The sequence below is a fragment of the Ochrobactrum sp. BTU1 genome, assembly GCA_018798825.1.
Classification (GTDB): Bacteria; Pseudomonadota; Alphaproteobacteria; order Rhizobiales; family Rhizobiaceae; genus Brucella.
Genome location: CP076356.1, coordinates 323,149 through 340,750 on the forward strand (window position 1 = coordinate 323,149; position 17,602 = coordinate 340,750).

Consider the following 17,602-nt stretch of genomic DNA (forward strand, 5'->3'; position numbering starts at 1 on the left):
TCATTCCGAAAATGATTTAAGGGTAATGTCAGTCGGCGCTGTAATCTTTGCCGTACCACTTTGCAGTGAGCGTCGCCAAAGTGCCGTCAGATTTCATCTGCTTGATGATTTCCCCAATCTTGGCTGTCCATTCCGGATCGTTCTTCTCTGCAATGACCACGAGAGGCTCGCGGAATGCATATTCGCCCTCGAGGATCTTCACCGGGTAACCATTCTTGATCGCGTTCTGCGCCGTTTGTTCCGGCGCGATGATCGCATCAATGCGAACGCCGTCACCTAGTCTAAGATCATCGAATGGCAGCATGGAATCCGCGAAGGTACGAATTTCGCCTGGCTCAAGCTTATATTCGATAGGGGGAAGCCCCGGAGCGTCAATTTCCAACTGGCGGCGAGCAAAATCTTCCGAGGTGGTTGCGGTTTCTACGCCAATGACTTTGCCCTTAAGATCAGCAACGGATTTCGCCTCGCTATCCTTGTGTACAACATAGACATAGGGGCTGTAATAATAGACACCGGCAAAATCGATGACATTGGCGCGTGCCTTGGTCGGTGTGACTGAACCAACGCCCACGTCATAGCGACCCTGCCAGCGCCCGCCAGTTAGTGTTGCCCAATCGGGTGTTTCGAAAGTGACGCTGACACCAAGGCGTTTGCCGATCTCATTGGCTACGTCTACGTCGAAGCCCACAAGCTTGTTGGAGTCATCAAGAAAGCTCTGTGGCGGCCAACCCGCATTGGTTGCAACAACCATAGCCTTCTTTTCCATGACGCGGTCCAGCGTCTCTCCTGCGTAAGCAGAAAATCCAGTAGCTAGAATAGCGCCTGCGATACCCATTATTGTTATGATTTTTTTCATTTTATCGAACCCCTCCACTGGTTTGATATCTCAGCATTGCATAAACGTGGAAGCAACGGCTAGCTTGGCCTAATAGCCAGGTCATGAAATAAACGCATCATCATATGCAGTTATTGCAGGATGTCAGCGTAAAATGGCTCGTGTGAAGCCCGAACTTGTCAAATGTCGACGCAGCAATCAAAACTCGTTATGTCAGACCTTTCAATGGAATTGAAAAAGCCTTGTCAGCATTGCAGAATTTTCTGTTGCTGTTCTGACAGTCATCCAAATGCTCCCGCGATCCTTCTCGGGTCGACCTTTGCCATCGGTACGGCGTATTCGATACAGATTTGTGCTGCAGTACTAGGGTCGATACGCGCCTTATACGCCGCAAACACATCTTGAAGCGCAAACCTGAATGAAGCTGGCCAGTATTCTGGCGGTGCCTCGTATTGCTGCAGTGCCTCTTGAAATACCGACCAGAGAGGTTGAAGGTAATCAATTGGTAGATGATCTGGTTTGCTTAAAGCTGGAAGCTGCGGCACGCCGAAGTCTTCAGAACCGATGGTCTGAGCTACGTGGCGCATCGCCTGATAGACGATATCAAGTGATATGTTGGCCCCATCGCTTTGAGCTGCACCTAGCGCAAGACTTAGGAGGGAAAGACGGCTTTCGATCAAATAACGATTGGGGAGATCGCCAAAGTAATAAAGATTGCCATCGTTGGTCTCTACAATGGTTAAGGCATCCGCAGCGCCAGAGGCAGCAGTTTCAAACTGTGCAGCCATAAGACAGGAAAAGCCGCCATTCGATGCGAGAGCTGCAAAGAGGTTCTCAGGTTTTATGATCTCATTTGAAACCGCGCTTTTGCAAGCAAGATCATGCAGAACTCGGCCTGCCAATCTGGGGCGAACCATCGGATCATCAGTCTCAGCCTTTCGTAACTGTTCCAACATCGCAAGATGACCTGGAAGAAGGGCATTGCTATCGTTGGTTTGTTCCCGCGACCTGTTTTGCCGCGATGAGTTTCGCCAAAAATTGAACAATTTCACGAATAATGCCTTTCAGTCGTAGCCACCCACCAAGCAAGGGTAATGAATAGAAAGAAGAGAGATGTTGTACGTTAAAGGTTTCGGGCAAAATTGTTCTACCTGCCCGGTTAGTCGAGCTAGACCAACCAGATCTTGACCCCAGCCTTTGCGAGCTCCAAAGCGCTGACATGTTGAAAAGATCCGCAACTCCTTCCGACTTGCGCTGAACGAATAGGCGCAATCGAAGGTTTCTACGCCGGCAGAATACATGCAAGTTATCTCGATATGAGTGGTATAATGCATCTCAACGCGCAATAACGTGCGTTCGATCGTTGAAGATCGGATATCACCATGAAAAATGCACAATGGATACGTTCCGCTGTTGGCGGAGCGATAGTTGGCGCAATTGCAACAATTGTTGTTGGCTTTACCTTCGGCGGCTGGGTCACGGGAGGGACGTCAGAGCGTCTAATCGCGTCCAGTATGTCCGAAGGTGTAGCAGTCGCGCTCACACCATACTGCCTGGAAAGATCGAAAAATGATCCGGAGGCCGTAAAGGTGATGGCCGAGTACAAAGCTGCACCGGCTTACTCGCGCCGAATGCTCATCGAAAAATCAGGCTGGGCGACACCGTTGGGAGCGGAGCAACCGAATGCTGCGCTCGCCGCAGCATGTGGCAATGAGCTCGCTAAAGCGCTGTAAAGCAGTCGTACGGGCGCATAACAGGAGGCTGACATGCAAAAAGAGCTTCTACCACCAATTCCGCAACGAGATCACTCTTTACGTCCGCGCCATGAGGAAGATCGGACAGCTAGCAAGGGTGACCTCACAACCGCTCTTTGGCAAATGAGCGCACCCTCCTGGGATTGGAACAATATGGCAAATATTTTGCGACGTGTGTGCGGTGGGTTTTCCCGCAAACGCACGACACGCCATGGATCGACAGGGAGTGAATCCAATGAAGAATGATGCAACCGCGCTTGAACGGAAGGTCCTGGCTCATGAACAGATACTTCAAGTCCTTATCGGCCATCTCGCTGAGGCAGAACCCAAGTTTCTGGATCGTCTGAAGGCAGTGTTTACCCGCCATCACAATCTTGGAGTAAACGAGCAGGACTACGTTGATACTGCTCAATTTGCGGAGCAATTCATTCGCGAAATTGAGAAAATGCAGGAATACAAAGCAACAAGGTAATCTTCTTTGGCTCTTGAGAAAACCGAAAATCTTTTGAGCCAACTATTATTGCCGTGGGTCGCGACTGGTATCGTTTTCTTGCTATTGCTCAGCTAAAGGCGCATAATTTAGGTACTGAAAAATTCAATTGGGCGTTGCGATCCCAAGGATCCGCAATTCGACCCTAACGAGGAGGACACGCTATGTCTTCCATCACTCGCCAAACATATTCGGGTCCCGAAGATTTCCCTTTGTTGCGCGCTTTTTTGCTTCGTTCAGGCTACTCGTTTGACGGTGGCGATGATCGACTGGTGCAAACACAGTCCGCAGACCAACTTTTCACAATAATCCGAGAAGGACGCCATGATCCCGGTCAGATGCTAGATGCCCTTATCGCAATACGCACGATACGGCTATGCGGGAATAACCAACGGGATCTGGATAGATGGGAAAATGAAGGGGGCTCATCGACATTGTAGTCGAGAGGCTCTTGAAAAAGCACCGTAATCATTGCAAAACCATCCCATTTCCGCTCTAGTAATGATGGTCTAGATGAAAGACACCTATACATCCGCCGAGTGTTAGGGTCGCTAATTTTCTGCAAGAATCTGTTTTGAACCGGGGTTTTTCTGCCGCATCTACCGGGCGAACAAAACCTAATGATCACCGATGCAACGTGGCTGCAACGACGCTCCACCGAATGAAAGACAAGCTTCATGTCCATACACGAAGCTTGCTATTCAAAATCAATCTCGTGATCGGATGGTATCACGCGAACCTAGAGCCATGTTAGCTGCGTCGCGTGCTAGTGCCTCGTCGATCTCTGTGGACGATACCTGAAGCACCTGGTGGCAGGTGATCGCCACCGAGATCGCCGGAAGCTCAAGATAAGTCGCGACTTTCCGATAGGCCGTGAAGCTCACGCCTTCTATCAACTCCTCGTCAACGACTAGACGATATGTGCCTGCTTCCAATGGCTCTGAATAAGATTTCAGGCGAAACGGATGCAGGAATGTGATTTCGGTTGTCGTCGTTCTCTCGGTCATATCGAGCACCACCTTCCTCGCCACACCTGCTTTGGCCTATCGAAACCACTGCTCGCCCAGAATGTACACAATCATGGCAAGGCTGGCTGCGGATAGGACGTAACCGACGATGGTCTCGTACTCGGGCTTTCTGGGATAATGAAATAGGGAAGACATGGTGTCCTCCTCGTTTGGGGCCAGGGTAATCAACCCTCAAACAGCAGCGCCCGTAAAATGGCTGCTGGAATGAGTACTGTGAACCTATTTCACGACTTTAGCAACAAATCGTTTTGGCGAGTGTGAGATGCAGCTCGCTGTCACTGCTTTAATCTGAGGGTTCGAACTGAGAGTAACGGGCTTGTTTGCACGATTGCATGACGCGCCCATCAACCTGTCATCAGTGGAATATCGAAGGTTGGCGTGAAGGGTATATTCAAGTCCATCCGGAGCGCCGAAGTTCAAAAAGCCGACGCTACGACGCATAGGGGTTGTCTGAGGCACTCAGCCTCGCCATCCAGATGAATGCAGGTGCTGCGTCCCACCCGCGCGCCAAAGGTCTTCGACGCTGCCAAGCTGGTTTGATACGCTGTCACCGCACAAATTTCTAAACTTTAAAGCTTAAGGGCGATACCCGCCGCAGCTGTGTTACATTTATTTTCAAGATAGACTTTTTCTTAGCCTCGGCGCGGCAAAATCGAGGAATGTCCTGAGCTTGAGGGGCATCAAACCCTGAATAAGGTGAACGAGGTGGACGGGGGAGGTTTCAAGTTCGAAATCCTCAAGGACCGGCTGGAGTAAACCCTCATCAACCGCCCGTTTTGCCTGGTAGGCCATGATGCGGGTCACGCCGATTCCAGACACGGCGGCATCCACAGCAGCCTCGGCAGTGTTGACGGAAAGGCGAGGGTTGATGGGTACCGTAATATCCTGCTTTGCATCCCGAAACATCCAGAAACGGTGAGAGAACATCCCCTCGAACGCAATGCAATGGTGATCGGAGAGGTCATTTGGATGTTGAAGCTGCGGGTTGCGTTTCAGGTAGTCCGGATTGGCATAGACAGTCGTGCGCATGTTGCCGAGACGTGTCGCGATGAGATTACTCTCTGGAAGCCTGCCGATGCGCAATGCGACATCGATTTGTTCGTCTGCGAGGCTGACTGTGCGGTCGCCCAAGGTGAGCCGGATATTAATGTCCGGAAAAGCCTTGAGGAAATCGGTTACGACGGGCAGCACATGCAGGCGGCCGAACACGATCGGCGCTGTCACCATTAGGTCGCCTCTCGGAGCGAGATACTCACCAGATGCGCGCTTTTCTGCCTCGTCCACACGCCCGAGGATTTCACGGGCCGCTGCGACATAGCTTTCACCGGCTTCTGTGAGCAAGACTTTGCGGCTGGTCCGCGTGATTAGGCGAACTCCAAGATGGGACTCGAGATCGGAAACCTTACGGCTCACTGTTGGCAGCGGCGAATGGAGTGCACGCGAGGCTGCTGAGAGGCTGCCGGTTTCCACCACCGCCAACAGAACGGCCATTGCTTCAAGACGATCCATTGAACACTTCCAAAAAACGAGAGGATACCTCTATCAAAGGTAATCTACTACAGAAAATTGGATGCTGTTAGTTTCAAAGTATCGAGGAAGCCGCCTCCTCAATCTCAAGGGACCCTCACATGAAACTCCACTATTTTCCACTCTCAGGCCATGCACATCGGGCTGCGCTTTTCTTGTCGTTGTTGGGCATAAAGACAGAAATCATCGAGGTCGATCTCGGGAATGGCGCCCATAAGAAGCCGGATTTCTTCAAACTCAATCCGTTCGGTCAAGTGCCGGTGCTCGAGGATGGTGAGATTGTTGTCAGCGATTCCAATGCCATTCTGGTGTACCTCGCTACCAAACTCGGTCGCAAGGACTGGCTTCCGGATGATCCGCAATCAGCTGCGAAGGTGCAGAAATGGCTCTCGGTGGCTGCTGGCGAGATCGCCTATGGTCCCGCGGCAGCGCGCCTCATCACCGTGTTTGGGGCTGACTTCCGCGCCGAAGAAGTGATTGCCCGCGCGGATCACATTCTGGCTTTGATCAATGCCGAGCTCGAACAGCATCGGTTCATAACAGGCGACCGCCCCACGATCGCTGATATCGCACTCTACAGTTATATCGCCAGTGCGCCAGAAGGGAACGTGGATCTCGCGCCGCATCGAGAAGTCAGTCAGTGGCTTGCCCGTATCGAGGCACTGCCAGGTTTCCTAGCGTTCCCCAAGACCCAGATCGGTCTTGCTTCTTGATACCGTCGCGACGTCCGGCTGACTCCGGCCGCGTTTTTTCCAGATAGAGGCGACGATATGCCCGATCAAGCAACGATACCAGCTTCGCCATGGCACGACGGCGAGCTCCAAATGCAACGCCAAGCTGGCGTTGCAGACCAAATGGATGCGCTCGGTCGCAAATTCATACGGGAGTTTCTGCTTGATCAACATCGGGAATTCTACTCCTCGCTGCCATTCATCGTAATTGGAGCCGTCGATAGGCACGGTACGCCATGGGCGAGCATTCGTAGTGGTCGGCCAGGGTTCCTGTATTCACCGGATCCGCTGACATTGGAGATTAATGCCATCGACGATCCGAGCGACCCTGCGCAAGATGGTATGCGCGGCGGCGACCCGATCGGCCTGCTTGGCATCGACCTGCTCTCTCGGCGTCGCAATCGCCTGAATGGTAAGATCGGCCGCGGGAAAAGTAATCGTTTCTGTGTAGCCGTTGATCATAGCTTCGGAAATTGTCCGCGCTACATTCAGAGCCGACATTTTGCTTTTGTCCGCGATCCAGCGGAGCCATTAAATTCACCGGCAATAATTTTAGACCGGCTAGACGACCACGCCCGTCGGATCATTGAGAAGGCGGATACATTTTTTGTTGCTTCTTATTTCGATCGTCAGCACGAGGGTCGACAGGTCGATGTCTCCCATCGCGGTGGCCGGGCAGGTTTTGTGCGTATTGATGCCGACGGTGGCCTGACAGTGCCGGATTTCAATGGCAATTTATTCTTCAACACGCTCGGCAACTTCCTCGTCAATCCGCGGGCTGGCCTTTTGTTCGTTGATCATGAGGCAGGCGACGTTTTGCAGCTCGCGGGCAGGGTGGAAGTCATCCTTGAGGCGCCCGAAATCGCTGCTTTTGAAGGGGCCGAGCGGTTCTGGCGGGTCATTCCGACGACGTTGGTCATGCGTAAAAATGTGCTGCCATTACGGTGGACATTTGCTGAAAATGGCATGTCGCCTAGCAGCATAAAGACGGGCATTTGGAATGAAGCCGAAGCACGTCTTGACGCATTGGCGAAGGTGAAGACCTGAAGACGATTTCGTATTGAATTGTTCTGCCGCAGCTACACGTCGCCCAGCGCGCCGTCCAACGGATATTGTAGGTGAAGAATCGAACAAAAGCACAGCGTATCGTTTCAAGCCCATCCGAGGCGGGAAGGCGACAAAATCGAAATGATGCCTCTTGCAGGTTGATTTATCATTTAAGCTATGGAGCGGACGCGATTCACTGCTGATGCTTGGTGAGCGTATCTGGCTTTGTCAGGATTTTGGCCGCAGGGCGGGCCTTTGCGGTACCTGTTGGACCTCAGTTATCGAAGGTGCGCCAGCTATGGCGCAGAGCCGACTTATCAGGCTGCAAAATGCAAGGAGCTGATGCGTTGGTAAATTGATGTCCGCCATCTTCCATACTAGTCTACCATCTGCTAATCAGGACGTAATAGATGGAGGCAGAACGTGAGACAGACTTGGAGATGGTTCGGTCCAAAGGATCTGACGTCAATCGACGATATGCGGCAGGCAGGTGTGGAGGGTGTTGTTTCGGCTCTGCATCATGTGCCGACAGGAGAGATCTGGAGCCCGGATGAAATTGCCCTGCGACAGGCACAAATCGGACGAATGAAGGACGGCGCGCAGTCCCGATTGGCTTGGGAAGTGGTCGAAAGCCTGCCCGTATCCGAAGACATCAAGCGACAGACTGGCGACTGGAAGACCCATATCGCCAACTGGAAAGCCAGCATGGCCAATCTAAGCCGTGCTGGCATAGAGGTCATCTGCTATAATTTCATGCCGGTACTGGATTGGACACGCACGGATCTCGCCTACCGTTTGGACAGCGGCGCGACATGTATGCGTTTTGATCTTGTTGATTTCGCCGCTTTCGATATTCACATACTGCAACGCAAAGCCGCGTCAGATAGTTTTCCCGCCGACGTGGTGCAAGCTGCAAACGAGCGTTTTGCAACGATGAGCGATGCACGCCGCGAGGAACTTGCTGCCAATACCGTTTATGGCCTGCCTGGTGCAGCCGAAAACTTTACCCTTAACGATGTGCGCGACCATCTAGCTAAATATGACAATATCAGCCCAGACAAGCTGCGCGGTCACCTCATTGATTTTCTTTCAGAAGTGTCTCCGCTGGCCGAAAAACTTGGCATGCGGCTGTGCTGTCACCCGGACGATCCTCCGTTCCAACTCCTGGGGCTGCCGCGCGTCATGTCCACGGAGGCGGATTACCGCCAGATCATTGAAGCCGTAGATATTCCGGCCAATGGCATCACGCTTTGCACGGGCTCACTCGGCACCCGGCGGGACAATGACTTGCCCGGAATGATGGCCCGTCTTGGCGATCGCGTCCATTTTTTGCATCTACGCAATGTCACGATTGAAGATGCGGGCCAGTACGGCTCTTTCCATGAGGCAGGCCATCTGGAAGGCGGTACGGACATGGTCGCCATGGTCGCTTCGATTCTGGCTGAAGAACGCCGTCGCAAGGCAGCAGGTCGAACGGATTGGCAAATTCCATTTCGTCCCGATCATGGACAAGATATTCTGGACGATCTCGGCCGTCGCGGACAGCCAGGATATCCGTCCATTGGCCGCTTGAAAGGTTTGGCTGAATTGCGTGGGATTATGACGGCGCTCGAACATCCGCTGACGAGGAGGGAGGCGTAATGAGACTTTCGGCCAAAAGCAGCCCAACGGACAAAGCCCAATGGCCCGTTTATGAGCCCCAGGTTCTTGATGCAGGCATTCTGCATCTGGGACTCGGCGCTTTTGCCCGTTCCCATCTGGCTGCTTATACCGACGCGGCCTTGACGCAAACGCCATCCGATTGGCGGATCGTCGGTGCCTCGCTGCGCGGAACTGACGTGGCCGATGCGATTAACCCGCAGGACGGTTATTACACGCTGATCGTACGCGGTGAAGAAAGCCGCGCTCGTGTTATCGGCTCGGTAAAACAGGTGCTTGCTGGAGCGACCGTCGGCGCTGAAGCGCTTGCCTTTATGTCAGAGCCAAAGTGCCGGATCGTTAGCATCACCGTGACGGAAAAAGGGTATGGTCTGTTGCGCAGCGGTGCTTGTGATCGCAACCATCCGGCAGTTATTGCCGATCTCGCAACACCTGAACAACCCAGAGGCGTGCTTGGCCTCATTGTATTGGGGCTGAAACAACGCTTTAAGCTGGGCTTGCCGCCATTTACCGTTTTAAGCTGCGATAACCTACCGGATAATGGCGCGCTGTTGCGTGCTGCGGTCATCGATTTCGCTACACGCGCCTATGGTTCTGAACTGGCAAACCGTATCGCTCAAGAGGTTGCTTTCCCGGCCACCATGGTGGATCGCATCACGCCGCAGCCAACCGAGCAGACGCGCGCCGATGCGGCACTGGCCGTCGGTTGCGAAGATGACGCTGCGATCGAGACGGAAGCGTTTTCGCAATGGGTGATCGAGGATCACTTTCCTGCTGGGCGGCCGGCATGGGAGGCGATGGGTGCTACCTTTACCCAAGACGTCCGCCCTTTTGAAAAAATGAAACTGCGCATGCTTAATGGCAGTCATTCGATGCTCGCCTATGCCGGGTTTCTCACAAGCAAGACCTATGTGCGCGATGTGATGGCGGACGCAGCACTCAACAGGCTGGTGCAGCGCCATTTGCGAGCCGCCGCTCAAACCCTGCCCAAGATGAATGCTGATCTGGATGCTTATGCGCAGGCTTTGGCCAGCCGATTTGCTAATCCGGCTATCGCACATGAAACGCGCCAGATTGCTATGGATGGGACGGAAAAGATGCCGCAACGCATCTTTGCGCCAGCCGTTGAATTGAATGAAAGTGGCGGTGACACGACGCCCTTCGCTTTCGCAACAGCGGCATGGATGCGCTACGGTCTTGGTCGGGATGAGAAGGGAAGGTCATATCCGCTCAATGATCCACGTGGTGGAGAAATCGCCACAGCTCTGGGCAATGCGCAATCTGCCTCAGATATATTTGTCGCTTATGCAGCATTGCCAAATTTATTGCCGCAAGTGTTGAAAGAAGGTCCATTTGCCCAACAGGTCATTTCTCGCCTTGATCGCATGTTGGTCGACGGCATATTCGCCGCTATCCAACATGAAATAGAGACTTTCTGATGGGGCGGATCAAAGATCGTTGACGATGAGATCGGAGTAGCGTTGAGCCAGATGTTCGGTGACTTTAAGGACTTCCGAAAGGTGGACGTGCACGGCTGCTTCCGCAGCAATCGGGTCGCGACGTCGGATTGCTGATAACATGGCCTTATGCTGCTCAATGAGCAATTCCACTGGGGTCACATTGGGCAAGCTCAGAAAGCGCAAGCGATCAAACTGCGCTTTTTCCCGTTCGAGCAAGCTCCAAATGTCCCCCATTCGGATTCCATTGGCGACAGTGCGGTGAAAGGCATCGTCAGCGATGGTAAAATCCTCAGGAGATCCCTTGGAACCTTCCTGTTTGGCGATGACGGCGTCTAGTTCCGCAAGGGTAGAGGGGGAAAGTCCTTCCTCAGCGGCCCGCTTGAAAACTGCAACTTCGACCGCATTGCGCACGAAACGAGCACGCTGCACGGCGGCCAATGAAATCGGCATAATGAAGGTGCCGCGCTGCGGCCAAACTTCGACAAGCCCCTGATCAACAAGGCGTAACAGGGCCTCACGGACCGGCGTGCGGCTCGTACCAAAATGTTTGGCCAGTTCGTTCTCGGAAACGCGTTTTCCCGGCATGAGGCGCAGGGTTATGATATCGTTGCGAATGGCATTAAGAATGCTCCCCACCGTGGGAGGGGCGCCCACGCCAGGTACCGGTCTTTCAGGATTATGTGTCGATCCGAGAAGCCCTGCCATGCGTCAACCGTCCCAGCCGAGGTGGCTCAGGAAATCTTTTGTACGCACAGTTTTCGGATTCTCAAAAATCTGCTCCGGCGGCCCTTGCTCGATGATCCGCCCATCAGCAAAGACCACGACCTGATCGGCAACACGCCGGGCGAACGTCATTTCGTGGGTCACGACAATCATAGTCATTCCGTCATCCGCCAGCCGTTTCATAACATTAAGCACTTCACCGATGGTTTCGGGATCGAGTGCCGAGGTTGGTTCGTCAAAAAGCATGACTTCCGGTTCCATTGCAAGGGCCCTGGCGATGGCGACGCGCTGTTGCTGTCCTCCGGACAGGTTGGACGGGAAATTTTCAGCTTTATCGGAAAGTCCGACTTTGGCGAGCAAAGCCAATGCGCGTTCCTTTGCTTTCGCCTCCGACATCCCCAAAACGGTGGTCGGTCCCATCATGATATTGCCAAGCGCATTCTTGTGCGGAAAAAGCTCAAAATTTTGAAACACCATGCCCATGCGTTGGCGCATGGCGCGAACCTGTTTGGGGTCCTGCGTCAGTAAAGTGCTGTCAATCCTGATCTCTCCGCTATTAATGGCTTCAAGACCATTGGTACAACGCAATAGCGTGGACTTGCCCGAGCCCGACGGACCAATGAGGCACACGACCTGTCCGCGCTGCACTTTCAGACTGACATCCTTGAGAGCTTCGAATGTGCCATAGGATTTGCAGACATTGCGATATTCAATAACGACATCGCTGCTCTTTACGGCTGCTGTTTTGGAAGATGTCATTCGGTAACCCCGTATTTGCGGTGAATCCAGTCAACAATTTTGGCCTGCGGATAGCCCAGAAGCCAGTAAATCGCAGCCATTGCAGTAAGAAGTTCGATCACGCGGAACGTCTGTGAGCGGATCTGCAGCGCCGTATGTGCCAGATCACCGACCGCGATCACTGATACCAGCGAGGTGTCCTTGAACAGTGTGACCCATGTGGTCGCCAGCACCGGCAAAACACGGCGCGAAGCTTGCGGTAACACAATCTTGCGGAATGCCGTCCATTCGCTCATTCCCAGCGCCAGTCCTGCCTCGGTTTGTCCCTTGCGGATTGAGCGGATACCAGATCGGAACGTTTCCGAATTATAGGCTGCATTGTTGGCAACCAGCGCAACCAGCCCGGTCAGGAAAGGCGAAAATGCAATGCCGCTCATCATCGGCAGCACATAGAACGCCCAATAGACGACCAGAATGATCGGTAGATTGCGCATCAGTTCCACATAGCAGGTTGCAATTAGGGCTACGAACCTGAAGCGGGATTCACGCATAACCGCGATCAGGATGCCCAATGGCGTTGCAAGCAGCATCGTGAGTACAGTCAGCGCAATGGTGATCAAGGCGCCATGACCCAATGCGGGGAGGCTTTTCCAAATGATGGACCAGTCGAAGCTCATGAGCGCCCCAGAAAGGAAATGCGGCGATAGAGCATGTCGACGCCTCGGGTCAGCGGGAAGATGATGATAAAATAAAGGATCATGACGGTGGTATAAGCTTCGACAGGCGCATATTTCTGGCCGGCAATTGCTTCGGCGCGGCGCATGAGTTCCGGCACGGCGATCACGGTGGCGATAGCCGTATCCTTGACCGCGAGTGACAGTAGCGATCCAAAGGATGGCAGCATGCGGACGAAAGCCTGAGGCAGCACGATCTTGCGCAAGACCTGCGCCTGCGACATGCCGAGCGCCAGACCGGCGCGAACTTGACCGGGGCGCACGGACTGAATGCCAGCACGCATCACTTCAGCAACGTAAGCGGCCAGATGCAATGATAGTGAAAGTAACGCCGACCAGAATGGCGGTAGATTGATCCCCGTTGTGATCGGTAAGGCAAAATACACCCAGACCAAAACCACCAGTACCGGGATGGCACGCATGGTATCGATGTAGAAAATCGTGATGCGGCTCAGCCATTTCGGACCGTAAAGGCGGGCGACGGTCAGCAGAAGCCCTAGAAAGAAGCTCAAGACGCTCACACTGGCGGCAAGCAGAAGTGTCACCACCAAGCCGCTGAGCAGGAACTGCCAACTATCAAAAACAGCGCTGAAATTGAATTCCATGTGTCAATATCCAGAGATCCGGAACCATGAAAGTTCTGACTGAACAGAACCTGCTTTGCGCGCACTGAAGACCAGTGCGCGCAAAATCCATCCGGCTTACATTTTGGAGACTTCTGCTTCTTCTTCCTTGAGTAATTCGGGAAGCATCGGCTCGGCCACGGCTTTTAACCATTCGAGATATTCTGGCTGGTTCTTGTCAATGGCCAGACCAATTTCATTCACGGCCTCGGTGCTGTCTTGACAGTTATTTTCACGCGGCAGTGCTTCAAGTCCCTTCACATTGCGGCTGAGGGCCACAAAAGGAATGCGATTGATCGGCGCCACATCCGCGCGTCCCGCCATGATCTCTTCCATCGGAGCCGCTGTTCCCGCGCTCGTCACGCCGCGAAGCGTCGCGTTGGGGAAACGTTCCTTGACCCAATTTTCCTCTCCGCCGCCCGTGAAATAGGCAATGGTCACTTCCGGCTTGTCGAAATCGTCAACTGACTTGGCGTCTGAAACCTTTGGGTTGGAAGCCTTGCCAAATACACACAATGCCGTTCGCGAATAAGTGACGAAATCAACCACTTCCTGCCGTTGCTTGGTCATGGAGAGCGGCGAAATCGTCATGTCCACCTGATTGGCAGCCAGAACCGGCACTTTGGTTTCATGCGAAACAAGAACTGGAACCAGTTTGACACCAAGCTTCTCGGCGTAAGTCTGTGCAAGTGTCCAGGCTGGTCCGCGCCATGGCTCGCCTGAGCCGGTGGTATCTTCCACAAGCCAGGGCGGGTTGGCGAGAACGCCAGCGCGTAATTCACCCGACTTCTTGATGGCGTCAATACGCGCGCTCTTGCCGGCCGCGGGAACTTCCTGCGCCTGCGCCATGCCAGCAAGTGGCACCATATTCATAGCTGTGGCGGCCACCACTGCCCATAGCAAATTTTTCATTGAATTCACTCCTCCCATAGCACGGCCAGCACTCCATCTGGCTTTTGATATATTCTAGTATACAAGATGCAATACACTTGCAAGGTCTGCCTAGAAATATGTCTAAATGTATGTTGCTACAGGCTGGATTCTCATCGACACGAAGAGAAGAGTTCGCTGTGTGCAAATCCGCTCACATCCCGTGATTGGCCGATTGCCCCAATCTGAAAGCTTTAGATTTGGTCTCTCCACCTGTGAAATCAGCAAGGCCACGTTTGGCACTTGAATGGCGGGGTATCAGATCAATGATCGCCATCGGTGCTAACAAGGAAATCCCGAGCTTTTCCACTTTTTTGCTCCTAATCTTGTCGTCGCAAGGATGCGGTCTTCAAGTCAGCATCCCACTCTGGTGATCGCATGAAACATTTCTCGAGAAATTTGCGCTTAAATATGCATCGGTACAACCAAGGTTAGCCCAACTGAACGAAACACTCATCGCCTGCGCCACTGCTGAGGAAGAATGCTCTCCGCCACGTGGAAGTTTGATGCAAACGTCGCATAAATAGTCGGGATGATCTGAGCTTTGCTCGAAGTTTTGTTTTGGGGATCAAAACTCATACAAAAAAAGAGATAATCGCTTGAAAGGACGCTCACGCCCTCCCAACGAAAACAGTGAGTTCGCTCGATTTGTCAATTCGCCTTAGTGATGAAGTCGTAGGCAAATCTTTCGGCGATGGCCTGAATAGCCGCGTGGATAGGGCCGGCGGTCAGGCTTGGCAGAACGGATCCATCGACGACATAGACATTGGCAAGCCCATTCAGGCGCAGGTCGGGATCGACCACTGCTGCATTGTCCTTGCCCATGCGGCAGGTTCCTGAGGGGTGGTGATGAGTGATTGCTGCCTTGGCAATGAAAGCGTCGATATCGTCCTCGGTGTCCACTACACCAGGGAGAATTTCGTGATCGCGCCACTCGTCCAGTTCAGCTCGATGGCCGATCTCTCGCGCTGCCGCGAGCGCTGCCCTAAACAATAGCCGGTCGTTTTCAGTCTGAAGATATTGCGGGTCAATCTGAAGAGGATCCTCCAGCTCTGCACCGGTTATGCGTACTTCTCCACGGCTGGTGGGATGTGTCACGCCGAACAGCAAGGAATAGGCACTGCCTGGTTTTGGGGCGGTAAAATGTTCTGACACAATTGGTGCAACGCCGCATCCGACGACGATCTCGGGCTGGCCGTCTTTCATCGCGCCATCTGCGCGCATATAGGTCATGCTCTCAGAATGCTGCAGACGAGACGGGGCCAGTTCTTTTTTTGCAGCATATAGATTTCCCGCGCCAAGCAAGTGATCCATCAGGTTACGGCCGAGTTCAGCCGCGTTGACGCGGCAGGCAACACCAGCCTCTCGCAGCACGTCTTCCGGCCCGATCCCGGAACGCATGAGAAGGGCCGGTCCTTCCAGTGCTCCTGCCGAAAGAATGATCTGCTCGGCGGTGATCGTAGCGAGACCTTCGGGACCAAGAACTTCGATTCCAGTCACGCGTGCGTTGTCGAAGTTGAGATGCCGAGTTCTACTCCTTGTCACCAATGTGAGATTGCGACGCGCACGTACGCTTGGCGTCAACCATGCTTCGGCGACCGTCACCCGTCGGCCGCCGCGGATCATCAGTGAGTTCGGCGTGACACCTATCATCTGCCCGCTGCTGTGACCGGGTATACGGGGCAGGCCAAGCGCCGCCCCGGCTTCGATGAAGGAGCGGGTCAGCGGGCTGACTTCCTCGTCCGGAATCCAAACCGGCATAGGACCGTCCTTGCCGTGGATACCGTCGCCGCCCAGCACATGGTCTTCATTAGCCATGAAGGCGTTTTGCAAGCCCTCCCAACTCCAGCGATCATCGCCTGTTGCTTCCGCCCAAGCGGCGAAATCGGCAGGGTGACCGCGCATGTAACCCATGGCATGAAGGAGGCTAGACCCGCCAACCGCCTTGCCGCGGGCCCACGCAAAGCTGCGACCAGCAGCGTGCTCCTGCGGAACGGTTTTATAGTCCCAGTCGTAAGCGCGATGCTGGATCGCAGGCCACATGGCCGGCTTCCAGATGTCGGGGTCGGTCGGCTCTCCGCCGGCCTCAATCAGCGCAACTTGACGGGATGGATCCTCGCTGAGCCGTGCGGCGAGAAGAGCGCCAGCAGATCCGGCGCCGATGATTGCCACGTCGTATTGTGCCATCGACTTACTTCTGATCCGCAGGAACGACGACACCTGCCAATGTCATGACTTCGCCATCAAGAGAGACAGAACAATTGCGAAGCGGAATGTCGAGGTGGCATGGTGTGTCGCGATCGCCGCCCGCCTCGGTATTGGGACCCGACGACCACAGGAAGTTGCCTGCGAAGGAGCGAGCATCCATGCCGAGCTGGGCCTCGGGATTGTAAAGGCCGAGCACAGTCCAGTTGGCACGGTTTTCCAGACCCCAGCCAACATGAGCCATGGCATAGGCGCGGGGATCATTGAAACTCTCTATGAACTTGCGCATGAACTCAGCGTCGTATCCACCTTTGATATCGACGATAAAGCCCTTCTCGATGGTGACGGTAATTGGCGCGCGAGCGTATTTCTTGAACGGTAGCAGAATGTCGCCTTCATCGATGACGATGGTGCCTTCGGCGCTACCTTCATCGGGCCATCGGGCGGAAAAGCAACTTGGCCAGTGATCCCAGCGGCCAGGTTCATCGGCAAGACCATATTGCGTGAGAACCGGATATTGCCCAAGGCGGCAGCGAAAATCCGTGCCGGCATCCGAGGTCACGTGCATTTCCTTCGCCGCACCGATCTTCTTGGCTGCAGCGAGTACGCGGAGCTTGTCTTGCGGACGCGGAATCTGGCGCATCATGATTGCTGGCGGTTCGACCGCCAGCAGCATGCGCGTTCCCGATTTCAACACTTCCTCCTGTTCTTTGGAAAACAACAGCTGCAACGTGTCGATCACCATATCGGATGCCATGAGGCAGGCCAATGCCGCTGAATTGCCGTCGAGTGGCGTCTTGCCAATATAACCCGACTTGTCAGGCGAAATTGCCTTCTCGCTGTTGACTGGAGCAAGGTTCAGTTCAGTCACGATTGCGCCGAGATCGGAAGCCGCGAGCTTGGCGATATAGGCGATCTGCTTGTTGCTGTCGTCACTCGTCAGAATCGTGACCTGTTCACCAGCTTTCAGGTTGCACATTTCGAGCACCTGTCTCCAGCCCTTCAGGAACTGAGCGTCGCTGATTGACATGATATGATACCTCCATAGGGCGTCTGCCCGTTTGACATTGTGGCTGCACCAAAGAGCACGTCGGTCAGGCCCGCTGAAAACGTGCGCT

Annotated in this window: 17 protein-coding genes; 6 read left to right on the forward strand and 11 right to left on the reverse strand. The window is 53.9% G+C overall.

The window, feature by feature from the left end:
• Window positions 1-28 precede the first annotated feature (28 nt).
• Window positions 29-835, reverse strand: coding sequence for a transporter substrate-binding domain-containing protein (locus KMS41_20660; protein ID QWK81138.1), 807 nt, complete (start codon window positions 833-835; stop codon window positions 29-31).
• 281 nt (window positions 836-1,116) lie between these two features.
• On the reverse strand, window positions 1,117-1,887 hold the full coding sequence (locus tag KMS41_20665; protein ID QWK80979.1) for a hypothetical protein: 771 nt from the start codon (window positions 1,885-1,887) through the stop codon (window positions 1,117-1,119).
• A 330-nt stretch (window positions 1,888-2,217) separates the two neighbouring features.
• On the opposite strand from KMS41_20665, the gene KMS41_20670 reads away from it, so the two are divergent.
• Together KMS41_20670 and KMS41_20675 are read left to right on the forward strand one after the other, a co-directional pair.
• Window positions 2,218-2,568 carry a hypothetical protein gene (locus KMS41_20670; GenBank protein ID QWK80980.1) on the forward strand — a complete coding sequence of 117 codons (351 nt, stop codon included), beginning with the start codon at window positions 2,218-2,220 and terminating at the stop codon, window positions 2,566-2,568.
• 256 nt (window positions 2,569-2,824) lie between these two features.
• On the forward strand, window positions 2,825-3,061 hold the full coding sequence (locus tag KMS41_20675; GenBank protein ID QWK80981.1) for a hypothetical protein: 237 nt from the start codon (window positions 2,825-2,827) through the stop codon (window positions 3,059-3,061).
• A 725-nt stretch (window positions 3,062-3,786) separates the two neighbouring features.
• Here the strand turns inward: KMS41_20675 and KMS41_20680 are convergent.
• Both KMS41_20680 and KMS41_20685 read right to left on the reverse strand, forming a co-directional pair.
• A complete protein-coding gene (locus KMS41_20680; GenBank protein ID QWK80982.1) occupies window positions 3,787-4,086 on the reverse strand; it encodes a hypothetical protein in 300 nt (99 codons plus the stop codon).
• 636 nt (window positions 4,087-4,722) lie between these two features.
• Window positions 4,723-5,616, reverse strand: a complete 894-nt coding sequence (locus KMS41_20685; protein ID QWK80983.1) for a LysR family transcriptional regulator — start codon at window positions 5,614-5,616, stop codon at window positions 4,723-4,725.
• Window positions 5,617-5,735: 119 nt separating this feature from the next.
• On the opposite strand from KMS41_20685, the gene KMS41_20690 reads away from it, so the two are divergent.
• From KMS41_20690 to KMS41_20705, 4 genes are all read left to right on the forward strand, one after another.
• On the forward strand, window positions 5,736-6,347 hold the full coding sequence (locus tag KMS41_20690) for a glutathione S-transferase (GenBank protein ID QWK80984.1): 612 nt from the start codon (window positions 5,736-5,738) through the stop codon (window positions 6,345-6,347).
• 57 nt (window positions 6,348-6,404) lie between these two features.
• On the forward strand, window positions 6,405-7,412 hold the full coding sequence (locus tag KMS41_20695) for a pyridoxamine 5'-phosphate oxidase family protein (protein QWK80985.1): 1,008 nt from the start codon (window positions 6,405-6,407) through the stop codon (window positions 7,410-7,412).
• Window positions 7,413-7,835: 423 nt separating this feature from the next.
• Window positions 7,836-9,053 carry a mannonate dehydratase gene (uxuA, locus tag KMS41_20700; protein ID QWK80986.1) on the forward strand — a complete coding sequence of 406 codons (1,218 nt, stop codon included), beginning with the start codon at window positions 7,836-7,838 and terminating at the stop codon, window positions 9,051-9,053.
• On the forward strand, window positions 9,053-10,510 hold the full coding sequence (locus KMS41_20705) for a mannitol dehydrogenase family protein (protein QWK80987.1): 1,458 nt from the start codon (window positions 9,053-9,055) through the stop codon (window positions 10,508-10,510). Before uxuA ends, KMS41_20705 begins: the two co-directional genes overlap by 1 nt.
• Window positions 10,511-10,519: 9 nt before the next feature.
• On the opposite strand, the gene KMS41_20710 is transcribed toward KMS41_20705, so the two are convergent.
• The 7 genes from KMS41_20710 to KMS41_20740 all read right to left on the reverse strand — a co-directional run bounded on the left by KMS41_20710 (window position 10,520) and on the right by KMS41_20740 (window position 17,514).
• Window positions 10,520-11,236 (reverse strand): GntR family transcriptional regulator, encoded by a 717-nt coding sequence (locus KMS41_20710; protein QWK80988.1) that lies wholly within the window; start codon window positions 11,234-11,236, stop codon window positions 10,520-10,522.
• 3 nt (window positions 11,237-11,239) lie between these two features.
• The gene (locus tag KMS41_20715; protein QWK80989.1) at window positions 11,240-12,013 is read right to left on the reverse strand and encodes an amino acid ABC transporter ATP-binding protein; all 774 of its coding nucleotides are present in this window, start codon (window positions 12,011-12,013) and stop codon (window positions 11,240-11,242) included.
• Complete coding sequence (locus tag KMS41_20720; GenBank protein QWK80990.1) at window positions 12,010-12,669, reverse strand: amino acid ABC transporter permease; 660 nt, start codon at window positions 12,667-12,669, stop codon at window positions 12,010-12,012. Before KMS41_20720 ends, KMS41_20715 begins: the two co-directional genes overlap by 4 nt.
• Window positions 12,666-13,331 (reverse strand): amino acid ABC transporter permease, encoded by a 666-nt coding sequence (locus KMS41_20725; GenBank protein QWK80991.1) that lies wholly within the window; start codon window positions 13,329-13,331, stop codon window positions 12,666-12,668. Before KMS41_20725 ends, KMS41_20720 begins: the two co-directional genes overlap by 4 nt.
• A 96-nt stretch (window positions 13,332-13,427) precedes the next feature.
• Complete coding sequence (locus KMS41_20730) at window positions 13,428-14,261, reverse strand: transporter substrate-binding domain-containing protein (GenBank protein QWK80992.1); 834 nt, start codon at window positions 14,259-14,261, stop codon at window positions 13,428-13,430.
• Between the two features lie 669 nt (window positions 14,262-14,930).
• Window positions 14,931-16,466 (reverse strand): GMC family oxidoreductase, encoded by a 1,536-nt coding sequence (locus tag KMS41_20735; GenBank protein ID QWK80993.1) that lies wholly within the window; start codon window positions 16,464-16,466, stop codon window positions 14,931-14,933.
• 4 nt (window positions 16,467-16,470) lie between these two features.
• Complete coding sequence (locus KMS41_20740) at window positions 16,471-17,514, reverse strand: 2,5-dihydroxypyridine 5,6-dioxygenase (GenBank protein ID QWK80994.1); 1,044 nt, start codon at window positions 17,512-17,514, stop codon at window positions 16,471-16,473.
• Window positions 17,515-17,602: the final 88 nt, after the last annotated feature.